Raw genomic sequence first — 25385 nt, forward strand, 5'->3', positions numbered from 1 at the left:
GTGTCTGTCGCATCAAATGACGTTTTCATTTTTAGAAAGCTCTGAAAAAAACCTCTCCCCCATTTTACACAAGAATGGCACACTTTTCTTCAGGAAACGCAAAAAAGCCGCCGATATCGGCAGCTGATAAAGAAAAAACACCCGCGGCAGGAAAAACCGCAGATGTTTAAGAAGACATCGATTTATTCGAAACTTTTTTCAATACGAAACCAATTAAAACACTGTATGTACAAACGGCTGCAAATAAAAATAACATTGTCATTTTCGGCACCACCTTGAATGAGAATCATTTTCATATTTACATCTTATCATGAGTGAGAATGATTTTCAATCTCTATTTTGCGGTGTTTTCTTCTAGCGCTTTCTCTTCGGCGCGAATCCTCACAGTGAGCATGCAGGCATTGAGAATCGAAAAGAGAAACAGTGTCCAATACGCTCCGTATAACAGCGGCAGAAAAATAAATTCTAAGATGACGACCGCGTAGTTCGGGTGTTTCATCCACCTGTACGGCCCCTTTCTGACAAGCTCCGCATCCGGCACGACAAGGATTTTCGTATTCCAATACCGTCCTAATGATAATAGCGCCCAATACCTGATCCCCTGTACAAATAAAATGATACATATAATTACAATTGTATTAAAAAAGAAAAGGAGTGTTTACAATGAAAATGAAAAAAACTTTAGCCGGCTCAGCCCTATCACTCGCTTTACTCTGTTCTGCCGCCCCTGCTTTTGCCGCAGGTCCTGCTGATACACCTTCTGCAGAAAGTAAAACGAAGGAAGTATCTGCTTTGGCGACGTTCATACTTAATGGTTCTGGCCCTGATTATCCTACTTCAATTTATCGGAATGGAATCACCTATAATTTAGACAACATCACCTTCCATGGTGCTGATGGCACTTGGACAGCCGTCTACAAAAGCTGATTTTTCATGACGCGGAATGTTTGTTCTAAGTAACAACTAAAAATAATCCGTATGTTACCGTGCAGATGAGAGAATAAATGATTGCTAACATGTATCTAAGAAGTGTCAAAATTGAAAATTATGACAGATTCTGTATTATCTCTTGCTCTACTTGTATCAGCATCTCCTGCTTTTGCAACTGCTGGACGGTATCAACAATTGGTATCTAAAAGGAGTTTCTTTCTGGAACGGAATCTGGTATGGGAATGATGAGCGCTGTTACGAATATGAAGGGGGCTCTGTCCCCTTTTTCTAGTTTCACTGACCTTAATAATTGATCCGATATATATGCCACTTTAGAAACTAATGGACAATTAGGCTACGAATTAAAAGATGACTGTAAACCATCAAAGATCTTAAAAATGTGATCGATCCAAAATGTCTTAACAAAGAGCCTCGGCCTCAAAAAGATGATCAAGCCAATATATTCGAGGAAATCAAAAAACACCAGACTCAGCACAAGCCAAAAAATCTTGAATAATTCGCTGATTAGTAAGCCTTTTGTTATTCAAAACCGAAGCCGAATCAGACCGTTAACCGCCGATCATTTTTTACCAAACCGGTTTACAAGAAACAAAAAAAGCATCTGAAGCAGATGCCTTTTTTCAATCGATATTGCGATGATGAAAAGAGTCGGTAATCCCCGTATTTTCCGACGAGGTCCTTGTATGCGCCTGAATATGCTTTTCAGCCGGCTATAAAATCATTGATTAATTGATCAGTCGTTAATATTGTGGCGAATTCATCATGCAATGTTGCCAGAGATATATTGTGAATAGTCTCTGCATCATAATATGTATCATTTTGGTCTCTCATTCCAAAGGCTGCTGTTGCATCTGAAATCAGGTATGTATCAAATCCTAAATTACCGCTCATCCTTGTGGTTGTTGAAACACAGTGCGGCGTAGTCAAGCCAGTGATTACGACAGTTGTTATATCATTTGCTTCTAAAAGCTCTTCCAGATTAGTACCAATAAAGCTGCTGTTTACTTTCTTGGTTATAATGACTTCTTTATCCATAGGTTTAACGATTTCCTTTATAGCAACCCCCTCATTTTTTGGATAAAATAAAGAACCAGGTTTATCAGAAATATGTTGTATGTATATGACTATCCATCCTTTTTCTCTCCATAATTTCAGTATTTTGCTGATATTTTCTTCCGCCTTTACGTTATTTCGTTCTCCCCACTTTTTATCATCAAAGGCTTTTTGTACATCCACAATGATTAAAGCTTTTTTCTTTTCTGCCATCAGATAACCTCCTATATTGAAAATTCTTATTTATAACATTTTAAATAAAGATTTTACTTTTGTACAATTGTTTCAGTGTTAAATTTCATATCGCACCTTCCCCGTTGGAAAAGCATTGAAATATCTAAAGCAAGCACTCACTCAAAAGCTGCAGATCACCAGAGGCCAGTAATATTCAACAGGGATATCCCAAATACAACTGTTAAGAATGGTGTTACTTATTACCTTAAGAAAGTAGAGATAATCGAAGGGTTCTATCGCGCAACTTTTGAAGGATGGATTAATTAAAAGAAGGGGCTTTCCCTTCTTTTCACTCTCATTTGTAAGGATCCGTGCACAAAATACTCGTTCACGTACATATAGTCCGGGACGGTTTTTCGGTGAAATAAGGCGGATGCCGCATCACTCAATTTAGTTTCTTTTCAAACAATGAAAATAATAAATGAAAGAGGATGCCTCACAAAAAGTTCAGCAAACTTTCGGAAGCATCCTCGATCTGGATAAAATAAGATGTTATTTTAAAGAAAAACGGATAACTAACCCTCTTGAACCCTTGTCACATCAAGGGTTTTTTTCGTTTTAGGAATCATATTATAAACAATATTCAAAATCACGGCGGTAAAGCTTCCGGCGACGATTCCGTTTGTGGTCAGCAGATTTAAGTAAGACGGCAGGTGCTTAAACATATCGGGAACGACGGTTACACCGAGTCCCAATCCGACCGAACACGCGACGATCAGAAGATTTTCCTGCTTTTTAAAGTCAATTTGACTGAGCATTTTAATGCCGTAGGAAATGACCATGCCGAACATGGCCACCATCGCGCCTCCCAGCACCGAAGACGGGATGATGGTCGTGAAGGCTGCGATTTTCGGAAAAAGGCCGAAGAGCATTAAAAGTGCGCCCGTGACACCGATGACCGCGTTTTTCTTAATTCCCGTCAGTTGCACGAGGCCGACGTTTTGGGAATAAGCCGTGTACGGAAAAGCATTAAAAATGCCGCTGATGAATACCGCCAGGCCTTCCGCGCGGTAGCCTTTTGCTAAATCACGTTCAGACAGGCGCCGGTTTGTCAGGTCACCGAGAGCGAAATAGACGCCGGTTGACTCAACAAGGCTGACAATGGCAACGATGGACATCGTAATAATCGGTGCCGCATGAAATGTCGGCGTCCCGAAGTAAAACGGTTTAATCATCTGAATTGCGTCAGCATTCGCCACATTGTCAAATTGCACTTTTCCCATAAAATAAGCGATGGCCGTCCCGATGACAATGCCGATTAAAATCGAAATGGATTTCAAAAATCCTTTTGTAAACCGATAAAGCAGCACGATGATGACGAGCACCGTAAATCCGAGGGCAAGGTTAGACGGATCACCGAAATCCTCGCTGCCTTCCCCGCCGGCAATATGATTCATCGCGACCGGCATTAAGGTCATCCCGATAATCGTCACGACAGATCCGGTTACGACAGGCGGGAAAAACGATACGAGCTTACCGAAGAAAAACGACAGCAGAATGACAAGCAGACCCGATGCCAAAATGCTTCCGTAAATGGCTGAAATCCCGTACTCCTTACCGATGGAAATAATCGGCGCTACCGCGGTGAACGTACAGCCGAGCACAACGGGCAAGCCGATGCCGAAACATTTATTCCTCCATACTTGAAGCAGCGTAGCCGCCCCGCACATAAAAATATCAATTGATACGAGATATGTCAGCTGTTCTGCGTTCAGTCCCAATGCCGCTCCTACAATTAAAGGAACGACGACGGCGCCGGCATACATGGCAAGCACGTGCTGGATACCGAGGGAAAGTGTTTTGGCATAGCCGTTTTTCATGAGCGGACCTCCTGTACAAATGTCACTTTTCCGTCTTCAAGCGATTGAATTCTCGCCAGCGATTCGACCCGGCATCCTTTTTTCACCAGCTCATCTCTTCCCGGCTGAAATGACTTTTCAATGACGATTCCGATCCCGCAAACCTCTGCGCCTGCTTGTTTTACGATGGATAAAAGCCCTTCTGCCGCCTGTCCGTTCGCTAAAAAGTCGTCAATGATTAACACGCGGTCTTCTTTCGACAGATGATTTCCGGAGATTGCAATCTGACTTTCTGTTTTTTTCGTGAAAGAATAGACGGATGCCGTCAGCAGATCTTCCGTTAATGTGAGAGACTTCCTTTTTCTCGCAAAGATGACGGGAACGCCGAGTTCAAGGCCGGCCATCACCGCAGGGGCAATGCCCGAAGATTCAATTGTGACGATTTTGGTTATCTCGTCTTTTTCAAAACGGCGCGCAAATTCCCGGCCGATCTGCTGCATGAGAACCGGATCAATTTGATGGTTTAAAAAAGAATCCACTTTCAGCACTTGATCAGAAAGAACAATTCCGTCTTCTGCTATTTTTCGTTTTAATGCTTCCACAATGATTACCCCCGCTTATAAAAAATAAAAAAAGCATTGCCCGCTCTCAATAAAAAGAGCAAGCAATGCCGAATGATCTACACGCAACGGCCGAATAAAGCCGTTCCATTGCTCACTCATAGTCGGACATTTACGGTGACCGGTAGAAACTTGCGTGCCATATCCACGCGATTATATGAGTGTTCGTATGATATTAATCAAATTATAACAAGATACACTTCTTTTGCATAGTGAAATTTGAATATTTCCGAACTTTTACAAAGAATTGGTTTTCGATTATTCGTCTTTTTAGAATTTTTAGAAAAACACCCGGTGTATACCAGGTGTTTCGTTTATAAATATAAATTTGAATATTTACCGACGAGATACTCAATGAGATATTGAACGTTCAGCTCTTCTCCCGTTGCATCTTTTATGATGTCAAGCGGCATTTTGCGTCTTCCGTGCTGATGAACCTTTTCTGTCAGCCATTGTTTGATCGGCTCAAAATCGCCCCGTTCTATTAATTGGTCAAATTCAGGCAGATCGTCAAGCATGGTATGCTTCAGCTGTGCCGCATACATATATCCGAGCGCATAGGAAGGGAAATAGCCGAAATCGCCGCCCGCCCAATGTACGTCCTGCAAAATGCCTTTTGCGTCAGATGGCGGTGTAATGCCTAAATAATCATGATATTTTTGATTCCACAATGCAGGCAGTTCTTCCACTGTCACTTCATTACTGAAGATCGCTTTTTCAATTTCATAACGGATAATAATATGAAGCGGATATGTCAGCTCATCGGCTTCAATTCGGATAAAGGTCGGTTTCGCCTCGTTGACAGCGCGTACAAAATCTTCTCTTTTCACATCTTGAAATTGATCAGGCGAAGCCTCAACCATTTTTTCATAATAGGCGGTCCAGAAATGTTGATTTCTGGCGATAAAGTTTTCATAAAATAACGATTGGGATTCATGAATTCCCATGGATGCACCGTCAGATAAGTTCGTTCCGCTCAGCGCTTCGTCAATATTCTGCTCGTAGATCGCATGCCCGCATTCATGAATCGTTCCGAAAATTGCCGTGCGGAAATCGTTTTCGTCATATCTGGTCGTCACCCGCACATCGCCCCGGTTGATTGTCGTCGCAAACGGATGCACCGTCTCGTCCAGGCGGCCGCCGTCAAAATCATACCCGAACTCTTTTAAGAAATACAAGGAGAGGTCTCTTTGTTGTTCTTTCGGAAACGTTTTCGTTATAAAGGAAGTGTCCGGTTTATTGCCGGATTCCGTCACTTTTTTGATAAGCGGAATGATCGCTTCCTTCAATTCAGAAAACAGCTGATCCAGCACCTTTACCGTAACACCCGGTTCGAAAATATCGAGCAATGCGTTGTACGGATGATCTTCATAGCCCCAATACGAAATAAACCGCTTATTAAAATCAATCAGCTTCTCAAGGTACGGAGCAAACATAGAGAAATCAGAGGCAGCCTTTGCATCCTCCCAAGCCGTTTCAGCTTTTGATGTTAAAATGACATATTCTTTATACTCATCTTCAGGAATTTTTTTATTATGATCATAATCTTTTTTCGCAAGTTCCGCCGCTTTCACTGTATCTTCAGAGAGCTCTTCTGCATGCGCGAGAAGGATGTCGATCAGCTCTTTCATCCGGTCGGATGTCTGGATTTGAAAAACGTCAGCCGAAAGCTGTCCGATGCTTTCCGCCCGATCATCAGAGCCTTTTTTCGGGGCTCCCGTTCTTAAGTCCCAATGCATAAGCGCAATGGCTTCGACATAGTGGGATACTCTTTTTAACAGATCAAAAAACTCTTTTTCATATGTATGTAAATCCATATCCGTTCCCCTCCCTTTTCACTATCAATTACAGGCTAATGGAATGCCGTGATAAAGTCAACTTCCCGGATTTAAAAAAGCCGCAGGATAAGAATCCTGCAGCTTTTGTTTTTATACGATTTTCGGTGTAACAGGCAAAACCTTTTTGACTTCGGCCAGGACCCGTTCACTTTCTCCGCCCGCATAAATGGATATGGTTCCGCTGTCCTGATTAGAACGGATAAGGCGGCCGATTCCCTGCCTGACTCTCAAGAGCATGTATGGCAGATCAACTTCCTCAAACGGATCTTTTTTCGCTCCGTTCCGCTTTGCGGTAAACACCGGATCATGAGGCGGATACGGCAATGCCCAAATGGTCACATTCCGGAGCGAGTCACCGGGAATGTCAAGACCTTCCCATAAGTGGACGGAACAAAGCACGGATTCTTCATCCCGCTGGAACTTTTCGACCAGACTGCTGATCTCTTCGTCACCTTCGTAGTATATCGGATACGGCAGCTCCCACGCGGCAGCCTGTTCTTTAAATTCTTTCATGTCTTCAAAGGAAGGGAAAAGAACGAGGGTGCGTCCTTCATTCTCCTTAATGGTTTCAATCGTTTCGGCTGTTTTCTGCTCAGACGTCATGTCACCGTGAAGCGCAACAGACATTTGCTCCTCGTAATCGTACGGAGATTCAACGGTGAATGATAAAGGATCACGGATTCCGAGGCTGTCAGCGATATAATCAAATGAACCGCCCTCAGAAAGAGTGGCCGATGAGAAGATATAAGGAATCTTTTTAGAAAAGACCTTTTCTCCCAGCACTTCGGCTACAGTTCTCGGCATAACGACAAACGTTGAGTCTGTATCCCGCGTTTCAAGCCAGCTGATGGCATCCTTCTGATACAGCGACAGCGAATATGCCATTTGTTCGACGTATTCTTCTACAACTGACAGCTCGTACTTATCGATCGTATACATTTCCGATTCAAATACGAGCGCCTCGCCGATTTTATCGAGCAGACGGCACAGTTCGTCAGCCGCACGCTTAACGCGCTGGTCGTTTTGGATGTCCAATCGGTGAGAGCCGGCGATTTCCTTCGATTCCTCTGACAGCACATAGAAAAACTCATCGTTTGCGGCAAGGGCATCTTCAATCAGTTCGGCGAATTCCTCTCTGATGTCATTTTGAAGCAGACGCTCTAAAAACAGCTCGAGCGTCGACTGCTTCACGCGATAGGTTAACGCTTTTTGCGCGGCGAATTCCAGCAGATGTCCTTCATCAAACACGACGGCGCTGTGATCCGGCAAAAGCGGCAGCTGCCCTTCCCTTTTACGTGATTCTTCCGTCCATACATGCTCCATGTAGAAATCATGGGAGCAAACAATCAGATCCGTTGATTTTCTGTAATGATCTCTTGAAAGTGTTAAACCGCATCTATGTCTCATATCACAAGTTAAACAATCTTGGAAGGAATCATAGCTGACGCCTGCCCACTCTTCATTCGTCAAATCAGCGTACTGTTTGCGGTCGCCGTACGGATAAAAGCGCTGCATCGCTTGTGATTCGTGTACGAATGAAGGCAGCGACTCATAAAGATCCAGCCACTTTTCATCATCAGAACGCTGCATTGTTTTCTCAAGCTTTTTCAGACACAGATACTGCTCATGGGATTTGGACAGCCGTGTATCAATCTGCAGATCCAAATGTTCTGTCAGCTTGGAAATGTCGCCTTCTTTTTTGACAAGCTGTTCAATTAACGTTTCATCGGCGCATGCGATAATGGCCGGTTTACCCGTATATCTGGCATAGCTGATGGCAAACAGCAGATACACCAGCGTTTTCCCCGTACCGACTCCTGCCTCAGCGAACATGACCTTTTTCTCTTTAAATGCCCGTTCAAGCTGAAACGCCATAAATACCTGCTCATCCCGAAGGTCAAAGCCTTTCTCGGGAAGGATATCGTAAAACACGTCACCAATCCAATTGTTCAATTCTTCGTAAAAATTCTTTTCTTTTGTTAAAGCAAAAGGCAAACGTGATGTTGTCACCCAACTCCAACCCCTAACTATTCGGCATTCAGACCATCTATAATATCATTTAACCCTTTTCAATACAACAAAAAAACTTGGCCTCGCCAAGTTTTTGTCATGATCATTTCCGGTTAATGATATGTGTACATAGGAACGGATGGTCTGTTGAATGTGTATGTTTTACCGCATTTTCAAGTTCTTCCTGTGCGTGTGTCATGGCGGAAGGACCGAACTCCGCTCCAGCTTCCTCCAGCCGGAAAGCAGTTGCGTCTAACGCCTTTTGTATTTTACTGAAGTGCTCGCTGTTCAGCATAAAATAAGATCACCTCTCAAATAGAAATAATCATCATTCTATGCCGATGTTTCACTTTCTATACATGCCATTCTGAATGATCCTCACCTGACCTGCACAAACTACAACAGATATTCGATCGAATATCCATCTTCACAAATTTATTCTACCCGGGAGTGATGGTTACATGAGTTATAAAGATCGATTAGATCAGCATTCTGAATTGTTTCATCACAATTGGACGCGGCCGAAACGCTCTAAATCGCAAGTGAACGGCCACACCGAAATGTCCCAGACCAACATTATTTTACGGAGCAACGCAAAAGCGCACCGCTGGTAATGGCAGAATAAAACGTAAAGATGCCGGAGAAGACGCTGTTTCAGGCGTCTTCTCTTTGTTGCGGCTTTTTCCGCTGCGGCCGCACTTTAGCCCAGTACTGATAATAATCCGTTTTGATAAAACCGTTAAAGAGCTTCCGTTTTTTGGTTGCTTTTCTTCCGTAGGCCTCTTCAAATTGTTCATTTGACGTTAACATGTAGACAGACCATGTATCAAGAGATTCAAATGCCCGGCCCATTTCTTTATACATCTGCTCGACTTCTCTTTTTTCGCCGAGACGTTCGCCGTACGGAGGGTTTCCGACGATTACTCCGAATTCGAGTTTTGTCGTAAAATCCTGCACCCGCATTTGCTTGCATTCGATCAGGTCACCAAGTCCCGCTTCTTCTGCGTTTTCTTTGGCGATGTTTACCATCCGGTGATCCACGTCACTGGCAAAAATCTGCAGCGGCTGATCATAGTTCGCCTTTTCCTCCACTTCAAGACGCGCCTTGTCCCACAGTTCTTTTCCGATCCATTCCCAGTCTTCTGAAACAAAATCACGGTTAAAACCGGGAGCAATGTTTTGCCCGATTAAAGCGGCTTCGATGGCAATCGTGCCGGAACCGCAGAACGGATCAACGAACGGACGGTCAGGCGTCCAGTTGGTTAACTGAATTAACGCGGCAGCGAGCGTCTCTTTAATCGGAGCTCCTCCCTGATCAACCCTGTATCCTCTTTTGTGAAGGCCTGTTCCTGATGAATCCAGTGTAAGTACGGCTTTATCTTTTAAAAGGGAAATCTCCACCTTATACTCAGGGCCCGTTTCTTCAATCCATTCATTTTGTTTTCCTGATTGAAGTTTCAGCTTTTCCGCTATCGCCTTTTTGACGATCCGCTGGCAGTCAGGCACACTGGCAAGCACTGATTTCACGGACTTTCCGATAACGGGGAACTTTGCGTTTTCCGGAATGTACGCGCGCCAGTCAATCGCTTTTGTTTTTTCAAACAGCTCATCAAACGTTTTCGCCTGAAACTCGGCGACCTGTACCTTGATGCGGTCAGCCGTCCGCAGCCATAAGTTAGCGCGGCAGATCGCAAGCGCATCTCCTTCAAAGATGACTTTTCCGTTGTCTACTTTGCATTCATAACCTAAATCACGCACTTCTTTGGCGACGATCGCTTCGATTCCCATCGGCGCCGTCGCTATTAGTGTGTACTTCTTCATCGTATCACCCTGTCTCTTTTAAGCTTTCGTTTCATTCAAGATAAAAGCTCCCCTTTAAAGGAGAGCTCTAATTTGTCATATCAATAATGTTTAACGTTCTGTAAGCCATGTTTTGTTCCGTCGTACTGCAATCGGCTCATCACCTCGTACTCAGGCGGCAATCATCTATCTACAGAAAGTATTCTGTCCTTCTATCTGTTCAGTTCCTTCAAGAAGGTTCCCCTACCAAAATTTGGGTTTCTCGCTCGAGGGGTTTACCGCGTTCCACTCTCACCATTTCTGATGAGACTTCGTCACTGTGGCACTTTCAAGGATACTCAGCCATATCCGGAGACGTAGGCTTTTTTCCTGCCGTCAGCCTATCAAGGCTGCCCTAGCTTATTTCTTCGCTAGGCACGAACACTACGGGCATCTCAGCACCGTGCGAGCATGGACTTTCCTCTACAGATTCAAAGATCTGCAGCGATTACCCGAACGTTAAGAACACTTGTTCATTATAAAGCAACTTGTCTCATTTGACAAGTGCATCTGCCTTATTCGTCATAAAGTTTGCTGCCGAATACATGTTTCTCAAGGTTGGACAGCCTTTTCAGAATGTCAAAGTTGGTCGTATTGGACTGCACCGGCTGTTTTTTACTTGCTTCTTCAAGCTGTTTTTTCAGCTGCAGATTTTCCTGCTGCAGTTCTTCAATTTCTTGATGAAAGGTTTCATAATCCTTAATAATCATATCTAAAAATTTGTCAACGTCTTCTTGTCTGTAACCTCTAACGCCTGTTTTAAATTCTTTTTCCAAAATGTCTTTCGCAGAAAGCTTTACTTTATCAGCAAGCATCTTTTTCACCTCATATCGTGAATCATCATGTTATATTTTATTCAGAAACACGTCCCGTTGTCAAATATTCTCTGACGTGTTATGTAAAGAAATCTTCTTCTTCAACGGCGGCACGGAGATCATCCATTGTAATCGAATAAATCGGATATCCGTCTGTTTCACGGCGTTTTTCTGCCTGCTGCAGCATATATTTCGGCGATCCTTCCATTTCAGGATCATATAAAAGCAAAAGCGCATCTGACTTTTCAATAAAGAACGCGTTTTTCTGCCGGAATTGGAGCGGACTTTCGTACGGCCGATGCGTCAGGCTCTCCTCATAATCTGCCTGAGCAAGCACCGCTTCATACATTTCTTTATTCGGCTCCTTCCACTTTTCCTCCTGGCCGTAGAAAGGCGTGATAACGGCAACCTTTAATTCCGGATACTCTTCTCTGAGATCGTACGCCGTTTCTGCCGCCCAAAGCTCAGTCCCCAGCTGTCCGGATATGAGAATCCATTCCAAGCCTTCGTCAATAAAGCTTCTGAGTCTGGTTTCTATCGCCTTTTTTATATAAACAAGCGCCCGGTCATCCTGTTTAAAAATCCCGAGTTCAAACGGCTTGTATCCTGTTACGGCTAATACTTTCAATTGATCACCTGCTTAAAAAATGGGGCTCCCCATCGGGCCCCATTTTGATTTGCTGATATCCTAACCGATCTTGCTTAAGCGTTCAATACTAATGATCGCAGCAAGGGCTTCCGCACTGAAAATGCTGGTGAGTTGTCGGGTCAACATTTGAAAAAGTGTGCGGATAGTAATGAACGTGCTCAAAGTTGTGGTGATTTACGTTAGTTGTATGTTGCGGATGAATATGCGGCACAACTGTGTTAGAAAAACAATGGTGTTCACAGCAATGAGTCGGATGGACAATCGGCGGCATCACGTTTGGTCTGCAACAATGATGATGAAACATGCTAAATCCCCTCTCCATTAACTTTTATTACACTGTTAGGTTATGAAGAAAAGAGGGTGCATGTTCTAATTCAATCACCCAATTTAAAAGTGCGTCAGCAAGCTGTCTTTAAAATTCGAAAATACAAACGCAATCAAAAAAACCACGACAAAGAACAAGTAAAAAACACCTTTATACATACCAACTCTCCCCTATAAATAACTAACGCTATTTTACAAGATGCGGCACCATTCTACAACAAAATCGATGCGGATTCAGAAAAAAATATTTTTGGCGAAACAGCTCGGCTTTTGCGCTTTCCCGGGCAATATTTCAAGAGGAATATTTCCTCTTGAGCCGGGCAATTCTCACATGGAGCTTCTCGGCTTCTTTTTCCGATATTTCCCCGTCTTCTTCCGCCTGCTGCGCGGCCTGCAGAGCTTTTTTGTAATCTTTTGCGTGATGCTCAAAATAGATCGCCAGCTCTACCGCTGATTGGTGTCTGCATATGTGAAGTTCAGAGCCCGTCAGTTTCTCCCAAAGGGGCACGGCGTCTTGCCTGCGGTTTTGTTTTTTATAAAGCATTGCTAAGTCAAAAAGGGCCCGATCTGAATCTTCAAAGGCTTTGCCTTGCAGCGCTTCCAGCTGTGAAACAGCCCGATCGGTTTCTTTATGAGCGATAAACCATTTCGCCATGGCGTATGCTTCCTGACGTTCTGACGTCTGATCAGAAGATGCAAAAATCTTTTTTGACATATGGATGTAAAGAGCGATGAGGGAAAGCACATCTTGTTCATTATGCGAGAGCACTCCCTTTAAAAGAGCCGGGTCCTCCGCCTTTAAAAATTGAAAATACAGCATCGGCGCCAAATAACCAGGGGTGTCTTCGTCCCTTTTAAAAGCAAGCTCTTCATTTTCAACCGCCGAAAGCGATACACGCTCTAATTTATGTTTCCAAAGCCGTCTCGCTCCGTGCAGAAGATCAAAGTGTCCGAAGTCAGGAAGTTTCGGAAGCCTGTCCCGCAGCAATGTATGCCTAGTTTTTACCTGCGGCCAGTCAAAGGCTTTTCCGTTATACGTAACAAGAGACGTAATGTCAACCTCACTTAAAAAGCTTTTGTAAAGAGCCGTCTCGTTTCCCGGTTTAGGAAGCAGATGCTGTTTAACCGCGACACGGTCTTCATACACTCTTGCATGACCGAGCAAAAAGATCATATTGCCGGCCCCGCCGCCGAGGCCGGTCGTTTCAGTATCAAAGAAGAACAGCTGGCTTTTTTCGTATCCTTCTGCTGATAAAGTATGTGTCAAACCGCCTTTATTCCATAATGCCATGACGTCATCAAGTTCACTGAAGCTGTACCGTCCGTGACGGTGCGAAAGCGGATAGACGGTTTCGCGGATAAGACAGTATTCATCCTCAAAAAAGAAAGGCTTCACTCCGAATGCCTCCCATTCTTCTCTAAATGGGACTTGAATATCCGGGACCGAAAGTTGTGAAGCTGCCGGCTTTTTTTCAGCTTCCGGCACATTCAGGTGGTTTTTCATCCGCTTTAATTTATTTTTCAAGGACATCTTTCGTCCCCCTTTTCTTTTACACGTAATTCAAGAGCCGGAGTATCGCTTTCTTTGCATCTATTCCTTCTATTTCGGAGCCGATGCAGGAAGGACATCCGTCTTGACATGGACATTGTCTGATCAGGCGCTCAGCCCCTTCATTGATTTCATCAAATCGCTTATATACTTCATCAGCAAGTCCGATTCCGCCCGGATAATGATCATACAGAAAGATTGTCGGAAGTCCGGTATGTGCGGCTTTGATTTGCGGCACGACATGCACGTCATTTCGGTCGCACATGACGTATACAGGCACGATATGCTGCAGGACGTGGGCAATGCCTAAAAGCAGCTGTTCAAGCGTTTTTTCGCCGATCTCCGAATCCGTCTCTTTCAATTCAAGCCAGGCAGCACTGGTATGCAGTTCTTCTTCTGGAAGATGAATCGGCCCTGATCCTATATTTTCAAATGTCGTCATTTTAATTTTTTTAAATATTGTCGGAAGTGCGTTCACGGTTACATCGCCGAAATGTAAGGCCGTTTTCTTTCTGCTGTCCGTTCTGTCAATGTCCAGCACTTTCAGCTGCACCGCTAAATTGGCATCTGTATAATATTCGACATCGACCTTTCGTACGTACGCTTTTTTATGGTCCCAATCAAGCTTTTCAACCTGGTACTGCACCCCTTCATGAAGATAAATCGCTTCATCATGAAGAAGCGTCATCGCGCTGAAACGGTCCATTTCTCCGATGATTTTTACATCAGCCGTCTCTGACCGGTCAACGATGACCACGTTTTCCTGTGACGCCGAACGGAGACTGATGTTGGAGGCGGGAAAAGATTCGCTCGCCCAGTGATAGCGTTCGCGGTTTTCGTGAAGCACCCCTTCTTCCTCTAAATACTCGAGAATGTCTCTTGCATCATTTTCTCCGAATGTTTCATCGGCTCTGAAAGGCAGCTCATACGCGGCGCATTTCAGGTGATCGACCAGTATAATGAGATTATCGGGATTAATCCTTGCAGATTCAGGCGAGCGTTTAAAGAAATAATCAGGATGGCGCACAATATATTGGTCAATCGGATCAGAGTTCGCCACCATCACGATAAGCGCCTCTCCCTGCCGCCGTCCGGCCCGGCCCGCCTGCTGCCATGCGCTCGCGACACTGCCCGGGTACCCCGTCATCACGCAGACCTGAAGCTGGCCGATATCAACGCCAAGCTCCAGCGCGTTTGTGCTGACAACCCCGAGAATGCTGCCGTCTCTTAACCCCCGCTCTATTTCTCTTCTTTCTTTCGGAAGATATCCGCCGCGATAACCTCTGACAGACTTCGCGCCGATTTCCTTTTTTACGATCTCCTGAATGTGGCTTAAAATAATTTCAACCCGGACACGGCTTCTTGCAAAAACAATCGTCTGGATCTTATTTTTAAAAAAAGTTTTGGCAAGTTCGTTCACTTCCACGGTGGCGCTTTTTCGAATATGCAGCGGTTTATTTATAATCGGAGGGTTGTAAAAAGCAAAGTGCTTTCTTCCGGCCGGGGCACCGTTGTCGTCAATCAGGCGCACTGATTTTCCCGTCAGCTGCTCCGCCAACTCCCTCGGATTGGCGATTGTGGCGGATGTACAGATAAATGACGGCTTGCTTCCGTAAAAAGCGCAGATTCTCATTAAACGGCGGATGACGTTCGCCACATGGCTGCCGAATACGCCGCGGTACGTATGTAATTCATCAATGACGATATATTTCAGGTTTTCAAACAGACTCACCCATTTTGTATGATGGGGAAGAATGGCTGAATGAAGCATATCGGGATTTGTGATCACAATATGCCCGGCTTTTCTGACTTTCTGCCTGATGGCCGGAGACGTATCTCCGTCATAGGTGAAGCTTTTAATGTCCATGCCCATCTCGTCTATGATTTCGTTCAGCTCGCTTTTTTGATCCTGCGCGAGCGCCTTTGTCGGAAATAAATAAAGCGCGCGGCTTGAAGCATCTTCCGCGATAGACTGAAGAACCGGAAGATTATAGCACAGTGTTTTTCCGGAGGCCGTCGGTGTGACAGCCACAATGCTTTCTCCGTTTTGAACCGTCTGAAAAGCGGAGTATTGATGTGTAAAGAGCCGCTCGATCCCCCTCTTTTCGAGAGCCGCCCGAATGTTCGGATCTACTTGCTCCGGCATCGGCATGGTTTTCGCCTCCCGCGGTTCCTCTTCATGCCAATGCACAATATTTTCATGATTTTTTAATTCCTGTATCAGTTCGCTCAGTGATTTTTTCTTCATCGTTCACACCTCTTTATGAGGTACAGTTTACCGAATATTTGTTTGCCTGGCTAGATGAAAATCCTGCACAAGAAAAAAAGCAGGGAATCAGCCCCTGCCTACTTCATTTTTATCGTAAAAAGCTCTGTTTGTCCTTTTTTCGCTTCATTTGCGCCTGCAAATTGCAAAGGTTCTGCGGCATCGCCATTCATAATCACCATAGGGATGACGGTGCTGCTTGCTTTTTCTTTTATTAAATCCAGCCGGCACGTTAAAAGCAGATCGCCTGTTTTCACTTTGTCGCCTTCTTTTACATGCGCTTCAAAGCCTTCACCGTTCATATTGACGGTGTCCAAACCGACATGTATCAAAAGTTCCGCTCCGGAAAGGGTGCGGATGCCGACAGCATGTTTTGTATGGAACAGCTGAATCACTTCTCCCTCAACCGGTGAAACAATGTCTCCGTTTGCAGGCTCGACGGCGATCCCATCCCCCATCATTTTTTGTGAAAATACGGGATCCGGCACTGAAGCCAAATCCATCACCGCTCCGTCAGCCGGAGAAAAAATCACTTCTTCGGCCGGCTTTTTCCGGCTGTCTCCCAATCCAAATAATTTTTTCAGCAATGTGTTGTGCTCCCCTTCCTAAATGTGAATCCGTTACCAGTTTATTCTCCACTATTTAACCATACTTTCTTTTTTCCTTCAATTCTTAACCATACGGCATAACATCGCATAGTCTGTTTGTAAAAAGGCGGTGGTCATATGGATCAATCACAAAACGATAAACTTGATCCGCAAAGAAATGAGGACATCATCAGCCATGCGATGGACCAATTTTTTCACTCAGGTCCCTTCGCAGAATTGATGCAGGGTTTTCAGCACCTTGTCAATTCGGCTTTTACTGAAGCGCAAGTGACGATTGACGTCAGAGAAGAGCCGACGGGCCTCGCGGTTGATATCAGCGTTCCCGAGACATTCCGTGACGGGGATATGCTGGTGGAAACGAAAGGGTGCTACCTTCACGTTACAATCCGCTACGATCATAAACAGGCTCATTCATCCCACGTGTCTTCAAGCATGACAAGAACCGTTGTCCTCCCGTATAAGGTGAGTGAAGAAGATATGGAAACATCCTGGAATGAACAGACGCTTACCCTCTTTTTCCCTAAAAAATAAGCATGAATGATGGATATCATTCATGCTTTTTATTTGAAGATATTGGTGAGGCCTTTCACCAGCGATCCGACCTGATTTACGGCGCTTACCATCTGCCCCGTTGTATCTATCATTTTATTAAAGTCAAACTGTCCGTTCGTTTTTTTAAACTGGGAGAGTATGCCTGAGAATTGGGAAGACTGCTGCTGATTCGGTCTGGGAACGGGGTAAGGATTCACAAACCCCGGCTGCCCCCCGGGCATGGCTGCCTGAGGAGGAGGGGGAGCAAACGGCTGCTGCACATGACCGTATTCCTGATTCGGATAAAATTGCTGCGGGTACTGCCCTTGCTGATGATATGGCGGCGGCTGCAATGGCTGTATCTGCTGCGGACTCGGCTGTTGTAATGGCTGTATCTGCTGGGGACTCGGCTGCTGCAGCGGCTGTATCTGCTGCGGGTAGAAATATCCCGCCGGCTGCTGGTACATATTTTGATAGGGCTGCGCTCTCCATTGCATATGACATTCCCCCTTGTCTCTCACTAAGTTTCTGCTATATATGTATGAATTCCGCCTTGGTTATGTGCTTTCGGAGATTCTGATCTTTGTCAAATGCTGTCGAAAGTCTTAATTTTTTAAAAACAGAAAAAAGTCGAATCGTTATGTTACCATAATCTCAACATACATGAGAGGGGATGCACCATTATGAACGTATCATACTTAAGAAAGCGTTTTGCTGAAGTGAAAAAATATGAAACAGATTGTGCAGATAAACTGATGGACTTTGCAAAATTCCTCTATATTCAAGGCCATCTCACCGCAACCGAATTTCGAAACAGTATGAAGGTTCTCGAAGCAAGTGGAGCAGAAAACCCGGCGTATGAATAACATACCCGACCCCTTTATATAAAAGAAGGCAGCCGTTTTCAGCTGCCTTCTTTTTCAATTTCATCCCTTAATATACGAAGCGTATATAAAACAGATTCAGTTAAATCTCTGTATCTTTTTTTATGAATATGATGAACATATGATTGGAGCATCAGCTCTCCGAAATTTTCTGTAACGGCCTGAATCTGTGCGTGATGAACGTATTTCGGACGGTTTTCCTGAATAAACGCAAGCGCTGCTTTAGTCCAAAGCGCGCAAAGCCGGTCTCTTTTTTCAACATCGGGTTTAATAGTCTCAAAAAAATCATATGAACGGCCTGACTCTTTTCCATCCTGATACCTTTTTTCGGCTTCAAGAACCGCCTTTATCATTTGTTCTGTCAGCTCCAATAACGACTGTGTCTGCAAACGGACTCACCTCAGTACATATGGTACCAAAGTTTTTGCATAAAATCAGCTGATCCGGCAGGCTCTCGGCAAATCCTTTTTACGCCGGTCAGCCAAAAACAGGTCATCAATACAAACATGAAGCTCCCGCGCCTCTTCCTCAAGGCGGGAAAGTTTCTCCTGTCTGATTTCTTCAGCTTCCGCCTGACAGGATCTGACTGCCTGGGTAAGCGTTTTTTCAGCAGCAGAAATCCGGATTTCAATATCAGAAAGCAGACGGAGAATATCAGCCTTGCTCGTGTAAACAGACATTCATGTTCCTCCCTTTTATCACTTGCGTCTCTTTAGAATATAATTCTCGTTTTCATACCGCTCTCCTCTGCACATGACAAAACTAGAAGCAGTTCGGCAAACAAACAGAGATTATCCTAAAAGGCATGCCTTTCGACAAAAAAGTGCCGCAAACTTTGTATGAACCGGCACGTTAATGCAAACGATACAGTTGAGGAGGTGCCGTATGAAAACGAGACCGAAAAATGCAGGTAAACAGCAAAAAACCGAAGCAAAAACGACTGATACGCTTGATAAAAAATTAGGCGGCCCAAACCGCCCTTCCACGTAACACATCAGCAGCCCGAAACCCCAGCGAACGGTTTCGGGCTTTTTCATTTCTTCAGCCACTCTTTAACCGCGAAGAGCGCATGGAGCTCCCGTCTTTTTTGGAAGTACCAGTCCGTCAGTTCAAGCTGTTTCGGCATTTTCTCCTGTAAGAAAGCCCCTTTTCTTAACCTTTTTTGAAACCAATCCGCCCTTTCGCCGTCTAATGGGTGGGCAACAATGGGATAGGTTGTCCTCAGCATCGGTGATGTTCTTTTTTTGATGCCGATCATTTTCTCCATATCAAAGCGTGAACCGGTATGAGGAACGGTATCAAGAAAACGGTAAAAAGAAGCGTGAAGACCAGGGCTGAACAGAAGGCGGGCCAGCTGTTTTCCGAGCGTAATTCTCTCTTCGGTTTTTGAAAACCGTTTGACGGAAATTCCGTATAAATGTCCGTCAAATGAAGGGAATATCACCGTATTAAAGTGAAACCAATCACTTAAATAAAAAGGAATCGTGCCAAAAACATTCTTTTTAAACGAAGGATTTTGTATAATAGGTGCTTGGATAGTGTTTTGTTCATTTATAATAAGAGCATACATGAGCCGTTCCGTATCTCCGTCACGCCAAAAGCGGAACCATTCTTCCTGCATAAAAGCCGAGACGCGGAAATGAGGAAGATGACGGAAAAGAGGTTCGCCGATTTGTTTTGACCACTGGTAGACCAGAAGCTGAGGATAGGCATCAGAAAAAATCAGCCAATTCGCCCTTTCATACGAAAGGAAAAACCAGTTTTTCTGACTGCTGTCAAGGCCCTCCTGATAAAGGACGCCTCTTAAATCAGTCATCGACCAGCCCGCATTGCGGGACACAAAGGATGCCAAAAGCGGCCACTTGATCTCAGGATGGCGGTCATAATATGCTTTATAGGCATTCGTCCGGGAAATATTATCGGCATTTTTTATTTTCGTCTCTTTTTCGATCAGGCGAAGAATGGCGGTTACGGTCTGTCGTTTATGCACGTTCATTCACTTCCGTCACTATTAGTTTGATAAGGAGGATGGAAAAAGTGATTCGGTACCCGAATGGAAAAACTTTTCAGCCGAACAAAACGGTTTCATCCCAAAACAGCCAGAAACGGTCTCATTCATACAGTAATCGCGGCATGACCCTCGAAGACGACCTGAATGAAACGAATAAGTATTATCTGGCTAACCAAATTGCTGTCATTCACAAAAAGCCGACACCCGTCCAGATTGTAAACGTCCACTATCCGAAAAGAAGCGCCGCAGTCATTAAGGAAGCTTATTTTAAACAGTCTTCAACAACTGACTACAACGGCATTTATAAAGGACGCTACATTGATTTCGAGGCAAAAGAAACAAAAAACAAAACGGCATTTCCCCTGCAGAATTTTCATGATCATCAGATTGAGCATATGAAGCAGGTGGTCAGGCAAGACGGCATTTGTTTTGTTATTATATCCGCTTTCGGAAAGGTTTATTTCCTCGAAGCCGACAAGCTGTTTGTCTTTTGGGAGAGAAAGGAGAAGAACGGCAGAAAATCAATTCGCAAAGACGAATTAGAAGATGCTTCCTTTCCGATTTCCCTTGGATACTCACCGAGAATTGATTATATTAGTATTATTGAACAGCTTTATTTTTCGCAGGAACAGTAGACTGAGCGAAAGGTTGATAAACGAAAGGTTGAGATGTTATGTCAGATCAATTTACGAGCCGTGAAGAACGCCGTAAGGCAAGGCAGACGAAAAGCACTAAGCCCTCTTCACCGAAAAAAGGCAAGAAACAGCGTAAAGGCGGTTTATTCAAAAAGATTGTGCTGTCCTTGGTTATTCTGTTTGTCCTTGGCATAGTCGGCGGAGCGGCGGCATTTGCCGTTTTGGTTTCCGGCGCGCCCTCTTTGGACGAAGCCAAGCTGAAAACGCCTTACTCTTCAACGATTTACGATAAAAACGGCAAAGAAATCGCGGAAGTGGGCGGCGAAAAACGAACCTACGTCCCGATTAAGGATATACCCGATGTTGTGAAAGAAGCATTTATCGCAACTGAAGACGCCCGTTTTTATAAGCACCACGGTATAGACCCGATCCGGATCGGAGGCGCCTTGGTCGCCAACTTTACGGATGGATTCGGTTCAGAGGGAGGAAGCACAATCACCCAGCAGGTTGTGAAAAACTCGCTTTTGACCCATCAGAAAACAATTAAAAGGAAAGCACAGGAAGTGTGGCTTTCACTGCAGCTGGAGCGCCATTATTCTAAAGATGAAATCTTAGAAATGTATTTAAACAGAATTTATTTCTCACCGCGCGCCTACGGCGTCGGTAAAGCGGCTGAAGAATTCTTCGGCGTAAAAGATTTGAGCAAGCTTACGGTTGAACAGGCGGCAACGCTTGCCGGAATGCCGCAAAGCCCGACCGGATATAACCCGGTTAAAAATCCGAAGGCTTCCGAAAAACGCCGAAACATCGTTCTCAGCTTAATGGAAAAGCAAGGATTCATTTCAAATTCTGAATACCAAAAAGCAAAGAAAGTGTCCATGAAAGATGAAGGCGTCGTCAGCCAAAAGGAATACGATAAAAAGGACACAAATAAATACAGCGCTTTTGTCGAAGAAGTTATGAAAGAAATTGAGACAAAAGAAAAGAAAGACGTCGATATTTCAACTGACGGACTGAAAATTTATACGACTCTTGATACGAAAGCACAAGATTATCTTGATCAATTGATGAACGGCGACACAGCCGGATTTACCGAAGGCATGCAGGGCGGCGTCACGCTCCTTGATACGACAAACGGAGAAATCCGCGCCATCGGAGCAGGCAGGAACAGAACTACCGGGGGATTCAATTATGCAACACAAGGTAAAACCCAGCCCGGTTCAACGATAAAACCGATTCTTGATTACGGCCCGGTCATTGAAAATAAAAAATGGTCGACGTATGAGCAGATTGACGACTCAGCTTATACGTACTCTGACGGCACTCCGATTCACGACTATGACAATAAATACAGAAATATGATATCAATGCGGGAGGCCCTCTCAGACTCGCGTAATATTCCGGCTCTGAAAGCATATCAAGCAGCCGGTAAAGATAATGCCGTCGACTTCGCAAATGACTTAGGACTGGGATTAAACAAAGAGAGTGTAACCGAATCTTATTCGATCGGAGGATTTGGTCAGGATAACCGCGGTGTATCTACTATGACAATGGCGGGCGCCTACAGCGCTTTCGGAAATAACGGAACGTACAATGAACCGCATGCGGTCACATCGATTGAATTTAATGACGGCACTAAGCTTGATTTAACACCGAAACCGAAAAGTGCTATGAGCGACTACACAGCGTTTATGATTACCGATATGCTCAAAACAGTCGTGCAGTCAGGAACAGGCAGACTGGCTCAAGTACCGAACGTGGAAGTCGCCGGTAAAACGGGTACGACAAACTTTACTAAAGAGGATATTCAAAAATATAACATTGCTCCGGGCGGAGTCCCAGACTCATGGTTTGTCGGATACACCCCTCAATATACAGCGGCGGTTTGGACCGGAGTTGAGTCTGGCAACAAAGCAGGTAAGAAATCACTGTCTGCTGCTGACCAGCAAGTCGCAAAACGGATTTTCCAAAAGCTGATCTCATACGTCGATGACGGTAAAGGAAGCTTCAAGCAGCCTGACAGCGTCGTCAAAGAAACGGTTGAGAAAGGCTCGAATCCTGCCGCTTTAGCCGGACCAAATACACCGGATGATAAAAAAGTGACGGAGTACTTCGTGAAAGGAACGCAGCCAACTGCCGTTTCTAAAACGTACACGAAAGAAAAAGCTGATAAACCGACAGGATTGCAAGTGAAATACGACAAAGATAAAAAATCATTAACCTTAAGCTGGAATTATGACGGTGATGCAACATTCAATGTCAAACAATCCGTTGACGGCGGAAGCTACAGTGACATTCAAAACAGTTCGGCAAAAGAAGCCGTCGTCTCAGATGTCACACCAGGCTCCACATACAGCTTCCAGGTGACAGCGGAAAACGATGACGGAAAAAGCGATACGGCATCAGCATCTTTCAAAGTCCCGAAAGATGAAGAAGACGATGCAGATAAAGATAAAGCGACTGACGATGAACAGAAGTCTGATGAAGATAAAGATAAAGACAAGACGCAAACCGATGATTCAAACAAAGATGACGATCAGACAGATACGTCTGACGGATCGGATCAAACACCAACTGATGACTCAGATAAAAATCAGGATCAATCCGATAAGGATCAAACGGATGACAACAATCAGAATCAGCCCGGTAACGGGACGGATAACAACGGACAGCAAGATAACGGCTCTGATAATGATTCCGGTTCAGACGGCACAAATAAACCTGACAGCGGTCAAACGGACAAAAACCAAGACTCATCTTCAACTATCAACGGGCAGTCCAATTCGTCAACCATCCAGTCAAATTCCGCTCATTAGCGGACGAAATCCTTCACCTCAAACAGGTGAAGGATTTTTTTCATACAAAAAAAACCTCCTTATGAGAAAAGGAGGTTTTTAACATTTGTTCATAGCTTCATATTTATGATATTGTTTCTTCATCTCCGTCATCAATTCATCCAGCTGAATAAACGAGTGAAATTGAGTCGGTTTCGTTAAAATAAACGCCATTCGCTCCGCCCAATTGATCGGTTCGGCGGGAAAATGTTTTGTTTCAAGCACAGTCCAGTCGAGTGATGTAACCCGCTCCCCTGCCGTCCAGTGAAAAGCGGCAATCAGACAGGCAATTCCCTTCAGCATGTCATTTTGATCACATCTCGATTTTCTTGTTTGAAAAACGGGAAGCAGCGTTTCTTTCGTTTCATTCCAAATCTGAAACAGAAACGGGACATATTCGCCCCTTTCCCTCCATGGCTGCACTGTTGGCTGACCGCTGAAATCCATATACAGCGGATGGCGGCGCAGCGCCGTTTTGATCTCGAGGCTTTCCAAGTCCGTAAGGCTGCGCAGGTATGTTTCATAGCCTGCCAGAATGTCAATCGCCGTCACCGTTTCACCAGCCCTTTTTTGTCACGCTTCTGCCCTTCTCTGCATAGCGGAAGCAAAGGACATTCCGCACAGCGGGGAGATTGAGCTTTACAATGATACCTGCCGAAAAATATTAATCTGTGATGCGTAACAGACCAATCCTCTTTCGGCACTTTTTTCATTAATGTTTTCTCTACTTCCAAAACAGAGTCCTTCCAGCGGCAGATACCGAGCCGTTTAGAGACCCGCTCCACATGAGTGTCTACTGCGATCGCAGGTACGCCGAAAGCAACAGACACGACCACATTTGCCGTTTTCCGTCCGACACCCGGCAGATTCACAAGCTCATCCCGGTCTTTCGGCACTTCTCCGCCGTACTCTTCGATGATCATTTTGCTCAGCTTTTGAATATTTTTGGCTTTATTACGGTACAGGCCGATTGATTTAATATCCTGCTGGAGTTCTTCCAGCGATACGGCAAGATAATCTTCGGGCCGTTTATATTTTTGAAATAGCGTTTTTGTCACTCTGTTGACGAGAGCATCCGTACATTGCGCGGATAATGCGACTGCCACAACCAATTCGAAAGGATTTGAATGGACAAGTTCACATTCTGCGTGCGGAAACATATCGCCGATTTTTTCAAGACAATATTCAATCTGCTTTAAATTTAACACGTTTCTCCCCTTCTCATGTTATTGTTCCAGCCAATTGTAAAAAGGCACCTGCCTCGTATACTCTTTTTGCGGATCATTTTGTTTCGTTTGAACACGCCGGAATTTTTGGCTGTGCGCCTTCGCCTGCTCAACCGTTTTGAAGCCGTTCTTTTTCCATTCAAATAAAATCCGGTCAATATAGCGAAAACTGAGTTTCCCCGATAAAACGGCTTCTTTTAAGGCGTGTTTAATCAAAATCGCATCATGCTGATCCTGATCCTGCCATATGGCCAGCGTCTCGCATTCAAGCGGCGACAGCGGTCTTCCGAACTCTTCTTCAAAGATGGTATACAGGCTTTTTTGTTCTCTTTCTGACGTTCTTTCCTGCGTTTCGTTTTGTGAATGCTGCATGTAATCATACAGCTTCGCCCATAACGGCTGCAGAGAATATTTTTCAAACTTTATGCCGTTATGGTCTTCACATTCTTCAATAAACAGAAAACCTTTTTGAATAAACATTCTCAGGCAGCTTGTACATTCTTCAGCAGAGATGGACATGCCTGATTGAAGTTCAAACGGCGTCGGAAAATAAGAGCCCTTTTCCAAATGCATTTTAATCTTCAAAAGCAGGATTAATTCGGTTTCATTCAGCCCAAGCTGCCGGTAATGTGTCAGCAGCAGGTTGGGAATGCTTGAAGTGCCGAGTTCCTGCATATCTATAAATTGCTGTTTTTTCATCCTTACACCT

General features: G+C 44.5%; 28 protein-coding genes, 1 other RNA gene, 2 pseudogenes and 1 riboswitch. Of the genes and pseudogenes, 7 read left to right on the forward strand and 24 right to left on the reverse strand.

Going from position 1 to position 25385, the window contains the following annotated elements; all coding sequences use genetic code 11:
* Positions 1–166: 166 nt before the first annotated feature.
* Positions 167–262: a Fur-regulated basic protein FbpC gene (gene fbpC / locus NYE38_RS10720; protein ID WP_025284905.1), complete on the reverse strand. Its 96-nt coding sequence runs from the start codon at positions 260–262 to the stop codon at positions 167–169.
* A gap of 72 nt (positions 263–334) precedes the next feature.
* Positions 335–628, reverse strand: a pseudogene (locus NYE38_RS10725) (isoprenylcysteine carboxylmethyltransferase family protein); the annotation flags it as partial.
* Positions 629–663: 35 nt separating this feature from the next.
* Between NYE38_RS10725 and NYE38_RS10730 the strand changes: the two are divergent.
* On the forward strand, positions 664–927 hold the full coding sequence (locus NYE38_RS10730; protein ID WP_340802586.1) for a transcriptional regulator: 264 nt from the start codon (positions 664–666) through the stop codon (positions 925–927).
* 726 nt (positions 928–1653) lie between these two features.
* Here the strand turns inward: NYE38_RS10730 and NYE38_RS10735 are convergent.
* From NYE38_RS10735 to NYE38_RS10760, 6 genes are all read right to left on the reverse strand, one after another.
* Entirely contained in the window at positions 1654–2217 is a 564-nt protein-coding gene (locus tag NYE38_RS10735; RefSeq protein ID WP_025649785.1) for a cysteine hydrolase family protein, read from the reverse strand.
* A gap of 536 nt (positions 2218–2753) precedes the next feature.
* Positions 2754–4058, reverse strand: coding sequence for a xanthine permease PbuX (gene pbuX, locus NYE38_RS10740; RefSeq protein ID WP_340802583.1), 1305 nt, complete (start codon positions 4056–4058; stop codon positions 2754–2756).
* On the reverse strand, positions 4055–4639 hold the full coding sequence (gene xpt, locus NYE38_RS10745; RefSeq protein ID WP_014418223.1) for a xanthine phosphoribosyltransferase: 585 nt from the start codon (positions 4637–4639) through the stop codon (positions 4055–4057). The genes pbuX and xpt overlap by 4 nt, the downstream gene beginning before the upstream one ends.
* A 99-nt stretch (positions 4640–4738) precedes the next feature.
* Positions 4739–4838: riboswitch (purine riboswitch) on the reverse strand.
* Between the two features lie 133 nt (positions 4839–4971).
* Positions 4972–6474, reverse strand: a complete 1503-nt coding sequence (locus NYE38_RS10750; protein WP_017418012.1) for a carboxypeptidase M32 — start codon at positions 6472–6474, stop codon at positions 4972–4974.
* Positions 6475–6585: 111 nt separating this feature from the next.
* Positions 6586–8505 carry an ATP-dependent DNA helicase gene (locus NYE38_RS10755; RefSeq protein WP_017418013.1) on the reverse strand — a complete coding sequence of 640 codons (1920 nt, stop codon included), beginning with the start codon at positions 8503–8505 and terminating at the stop codon, positions 6586–6588.
* Positions 8506–8608: 103 nt separating this feature from the next.
* A complete protein-coding gene (locus tag NYE38_RS10760) occupies positions 8609–8800 on the reverse strand; it encodes a hypothetical protein (protein ID WP_003153550.1) in 192 nt (63 codons plus the stop codon).
* A gap of 166 nt (positions 8801–8966) precedes the next feature.
* On the opposite strand from NYE38_RS10760, the gene NYE38_RS10765 reads away from it, so the two are divergent.
* Positions 8967–9119, forward strand: a complete 153-nt coding sequence (locus tag NYE38_RS10765; RefSeq protein ID WP_003153548.1) for a YpzG family protein — start codon at positions 8967–8969, stop codon at positions 9117–9119.
* A 40-nt stretch (positions 9120–9159) separates the two neighbouring features.
* On the opposite strand, the gene NYE38_RS10770 is transcribed toward NYE38_RS10765, so the two are convergent.
* The 9 genes and pseudogenes from NYE38_RS10770 to NYE38_RS10810 form a co-directional block, all read right to left on the reverse strand.
* Positions 9160–10326 carry a class I SAM-dependent RNA methyltransferase gene (locus NYE38_RS10770; RefSeq protein WP_022553050.1) on the reverse strand — a complete coding sequence of 389 codons (1167 nt, stop codon included), beginning with the start codon at positions 10324–10326 and terminating at the stop codon, positions 9160–9162.
* Between the two features lie 96 nt (positions 10327–10422).
* Positions 10423–10804, reverse strand: an RNA gene (rnpB, locus tag NYE38_RS10775) — RNase P RNA component class B.
* A 55-nt stretch (positions 10805–10859) separates the two neighbouring features.
* The gene (gene gpsB / locus NYE38_RS10780) at positions 10860–11159 is read right to left on the reverse strand and encodes a cell division regulator GpsB (protein ID WP_003153541.1); all 300 of its coding nucleotides are present in this window, start codon (positions 11157–11159) and stop codon (positions 10860–10862) included.
* A 79-nt stretch (positions 11160–11238) separates the two neighbouring features.
* On the reverse strand, positions 11239–11787 hold the full coding sequence (locus NYE38_RS10785) for a DUF1273 domain-containing protein (RefSeq protein WP_007409499.1): 549 nt from the start codon (positions 11785–11787) through the stop codon (positions 11239–11241).
* Positions 11788–11875: 88 nt separating this feature from the next.
* Positions 11876–12112: a spore coat protein CotD gene (gene cotD, locus NYE38_RS10790; RefSeq protein ID WP_003153539.1), complete on the reverse strand. Its 237-nt coding sequence runs from the start codon at positions 12110–12112 to the stop codon at positions 11876–11878.
* An 83-nt stretch (positions 12113–12195) separates the two neighbouring features.
* Positions 12196–12303: pseudogene (locus tag NYE38_RS10795) on the reverse strand (hypothetical protein); the annotation flags it as partial.
* 121 nt (positions 12304–12424) lie between these two features.
* Positions 12425–13663: a ribonuclease H-like domain-containing protein gene (locus NYE38_RS10800; protein ID WP_025649787.1), complete on the reverse strand. Its 1239-nt coding sequence runs from the start codon at positions 13661–13663 to the stop codon at positions 12425–12427.
* Positions 13664–13682: 19 nt separating this feature from the next.
* Positions 13683–15929: a DEAD/DEAH box helicase gene (locus NYE38_RS10805; protein ID WP_025649788.1), complete on the reverse strand. Its 2247-nt coding sequence runs from the start codon at positions 15927–15929 to the stop codon at positions 13683–13685.
* A gap of 98 nt (positions 15930–16027) precedes the next feature.
* Positions 16028–16534 carry a PTS glucose transporter subunit IIA gene (locus NYE38_RS10810; RefSeq protein WP_012117833.1) on the reverse strand — a complete coding sequence of 169 codons (507 nt, stop codon included), beginning with the start codon at positions 16532–16534 and terminating at the stop codon, positions 16028–16030.
* Positions 16535–16672: 138 nt separating this feature from the next.
* Between NYE38_RS10810 and NYE38_RS10815 the strand changes: the two genes are divergently transcribed.
* The gene (locus NYE38_RS10815; RefSeq protein ID WP_017418017.1) at positions 16673–17086 is read left to right on the forward strand and encodes a hypothetical protein; all 414 of its coding nucleotides are present in this window, start codon (positions 16673–16675) and stop codon (positions 17084–17086) included.
* A 29-nt stretch (positions 17087–17115) separates the two neighbouring features.
* Here the strand turns inward: NYE38_RS10815 and NYE38_RS10820 are convergent, their stop codons facing one another.
* Entirely contained in the window at positions 17116–17583 is a 468-nt protein-coding gene (locus NYE38_RS10820) for a YppG family protein (RefSeq protein ID WP_017418018.1), read from the reverse strand.
* 186 nt (positions 17584–17769) lie between these two features.
* Between NYE38_RS10820 and NYE38_RS10825 the strand changes: the two genes are divergently transcribed.
* Complete coding sequence (locus tag NYE38_RS10825; protein WP_003153532.1) at positions 17770–17952, forward strand: YppF family protein; 183 nt, start codon at positions 17770–17772, stop codon at positions 17950–17952.
* A gap of 38 nt (positions 17953–17990) precedes the next feature.
* On the opposite strand, the gene NYE38_RS10830 is transcribed toward NYE38_RS10825, so the two are convergent.
* Together NYE38_RS10830 and NYE38_RS10835 are read right to left on the reverse strand one after the other, a co-directional pair.
* On the reverse strand, positions 17991–18359 hold the full coding sequence (locus NYE38_RS10830; RefSeq protein ID WP_017418019.1) for a YppE family protein: 369 nt from the start codon (positions 18357–18359) through the stop codon (positions 17991–17993).
* 45 nt (positions 18360–18404) lie between these two features.
* Positions 18405–18650, reverse strand: coding sequence for a DUF5446 family protein (locus NYE38_RS10835; protein WP_014418233.1), 246 nt, complete (start codon positions 18648–18650; stop codon positions 18405–18407).
* 205 nt (positions 18651–18855) lie between these two features.
* On the opposite strand from NYE38_RS10835, the gene sspM reads away from it, so the two are divergent.
* Positions 18856–18960, forward strand: coding sequence for an acid-soluble spore protein SspM (sspM, locus tag NYE38_RS10840; protein WP_003153525.1), 105 nt, complete (start codon positions 18856–18858; stop codon positions 18958–18960).
* 43 nt (positions 18961–19003) lie between these two features.
* Here the strand turns inward: sspM and NYE38_RS10845 are convergent, their stop codons facing one another.
* Positions 19004–19966, reverse strand: a complete 963-nt coding sequence (locus tag NYE38_RS10845; protein ID WP_032864187.1) for a DUF2515 domain-containing protein — start codon at positions 19964–19966, stop codon at positions 19004–19006.
* A 41-nt stretch (positions 19967–20007) separates the two neighbouring features.
* Here NYE38_RS10845 and recU point away from each other — a divergent pair, with 41 nt between their 5' ends.
* Positions 20008–20616 (forward strand): Holliday junction resolvase RecU, encoded by a 609-nt coding sequence (gene recU, locus NYE38_RS10850; RefSeq protein WP_003153521.1) that lies wholly within the window; start codon positions 20008–20010, stop codon positions 20614–20616.
* Positions 20617–20654: 38 nt separating this feature from the next.
* A complete protein-coding gene (locus NYE38_RS10855) occupies positions 20655–23432 on the forward strand; it encodes a PBP1A family penicillin-binding protein (RefSeq protein WP_017418022.1) in 2778 nt (925 codons plus the stop codon).
* 78 nt (positions 23433–23510) lie between these two features.
* Here NYE38_RS10855 and NYE38_RS10860 read toward each other — a convergent pair whose 3' ends face one another.
* Genes NYE38_RS10860 through dnaD form a run of 3 tightly spaced genes read right to left on the reverse strand, consistent with a single transcriptional unit; the run spans position 23511 to position 25375 of the window.
* Complete coding sequence (locus tag NYE38_RS10860) at positions 23511–24002, reverse strand: YpoC family protein (RefSeq protein ID WP_012117839.1); 492 nt, start codon at positions 24000–24002, stop codon at positions 23511–23513.
* Positions 23999–24658 carry an endonuclease III gene (gene nth / locus NYE38_RS10865; protein WP_007612187.1) on the reverse strand — a complete coding sequence of 220 codons (660 nt, stop codon included), beginning with the start codon at positions 24656–24658 and terminating at the stop codon, positions 23999–24001. The genes NYE38_RS10860 and nth overlap by 4 nt, the downstream gene beginning before the upstream one ends.
* 18 nt (positions 24659–24676) lie before the next feature.
* Positions 24677–25375: a DNA replication protein DnaD gene (gene dnaD / locus NYE38_RS10870; protein ID WP_017418023.1), complete on the reverse strand. Its 699-nt coding sequence runs from the start codon at positions 25373–25375 to the stop codon at positions 24677–24679.
* Positions 25376–25385 lie beyond the last annotated feature (10 nt).

The sequence above is a fragment of the Bacillus sp. EU63 genome, from assembly GCF_038592915.1.
In the GTDB taxonomy this organism is placed as follows: domain Bacteria; phylum Bacillota; class Bacilli; order Bacillales; family Bacillaceae; genus Bacillus; species Bacillus velezensis.

What these genes read in the sequence shown, in the direction of transcription:
- NYE38_RS10730 (WP_340802586.1), top strand. Translation starts at nt 664, where the DNA reads ATGAAAATGAAAAAAACTTTAGCCGGCTCAGCCCTATCACTCGCTTTA.
- NYE38_RS10800 (WP_025649787.1), bottom strand. Translation starts at nt 13,663, where the DNA reads ATGTCCTTGAAAAATAAATTAAAGCGGATGAAAAACCACCTGAATGTG.
- NYE38_RS10750 (WP_017418012.1), bottom strand. Translation starts at nt 6,474, where the DNA reads ATGGATTTACATACATATGAAAAAGAGTTTTTTGATCTGTTAAAAAGA.
- pbuX (WP_340802583.1), bottom strand. Translation starts at nt 4,058, where the DNA reads ATGAAAAACGGCTATGCCAAAACACTTTCCCTCGGTATCCAGCACGTG.
- NYE38_RS10835 (WP_014418233.1), bottom strand. Translation starts at nt 18,650, where the DNA reads ATGTCTGTTTACACGAGCAAGGCTGATATTCTCCGTCTGCTTTCTGAT.
- NYE38_RS10770 (WP_022553050.1), bottom strand. Translation starts at nt 10,326, where the DNA reads ATGAAGAAGTACACACTAATAGCGACGGCGCCGATGGGAATCGAAGCG.
- NYE38_RS10765 (WP_003153548.1), top strand. Translation starts at nt 8,967, where the DNA reads ATGAGTTATAAAGATCGATTAGATCAGCATTCTGAATTGTTTCATCAC.
- NYE38_RS10735 (WP_025649785.1), bottom strand. Translation starts at nt 2,217, where the DNA reads ATGGCAGAAAAGAAAAAAGCTTTAATCATTGTGGATGTACAAAAAGCC.
- NYE38_RS10760 (WP_003153550.1), bottom strand. Translation starts at nt 8,800, where the DNA reads ATGCTGAACAGCGAGCACTTCAGTAAAATACAAAAGGCGTTAGACGCA.
- gpsB (WP_003153541.1), bottom strand. Translation starts at nt 11,159, where the DNA reads ATGCTTGCTGATAAAGTAAAGCTTTCTGCGAAAGACATTTTGGAAAAA.
- fbpC (WP_025284905.1), bottom strand. Translation starts at nt 262, where the DNA reads ATGACAATGTTATTTTTATTTGCAGCCGTTTGTACATACAGTGTTTTA.
- NYE38_RS10820 (WP_017418018.1), bottom strand. Translation starts at nt 17,583, where the DNA reads ATGCAATGGAGAGCGCAGCCCTATCAAAATATGTACCAGCAGCCGGCG.
- dnaD (WP_017418023.1), bottom strand. Translation starts at nt 25,375, where the DNA reads ATGAAAAAACAGCAATTTATAGATATGCAGGAACTCGGCACTTCAAGC.
- NYE38_RS10825 (WP_003153532.1), top strand. Translation starts at nt 17,770, where the DNA reads ATGAACGTATCATACTTAAGAAAGCGTTTTGCTGAAGTGAAAAAATAT.
- NYE38_RS10855 (WP_017418022.1), top strand. Translation starts at nt 20,655, where the DNA reads ATGTCAGATCAATTTACGAGCCGTGAAGAACGCCGTAAGGCAAGGCAG.
- NYE38_RS10845 (WP_032864187.1), bottom strand. Translation starts at nt 19,966, where the DNA reads ATGAACGTGCATAAACGACAGACCGTAACCGCCATTCTTCGCCTGATC.
- NYE38_RS10805 (WP_025649788.1), bottom strand. Translation starts at nt 15,929, where the DNA reads ATGAAGAAAAAATCACTGAGCGAACTGATACAGGAATTAAAAAATCAT.
- cotD (WP_003153539.1), bottom strand. Translation starts at nt 12,112, where the DNA reads ATGTTTCATCATCATTGTTGCAGACCAAACGTGATGCCGCCGATTGTC.
- NYE38_RS10815 (WP_017418017.1), top strand. Translation starts at nt 16,673, where the DNA reads ATGGATCAATCACAAAACGATAAACTTGATCCGCAAAGAAATGAGGAC.
- sspM (WP_003153525.1), top strand. Translation starts at nt 18,856, where the DNA reads ATGAAAACGAGACCGAAAAATGCAGGTAAACAGCAAAAAACCGAAGCA.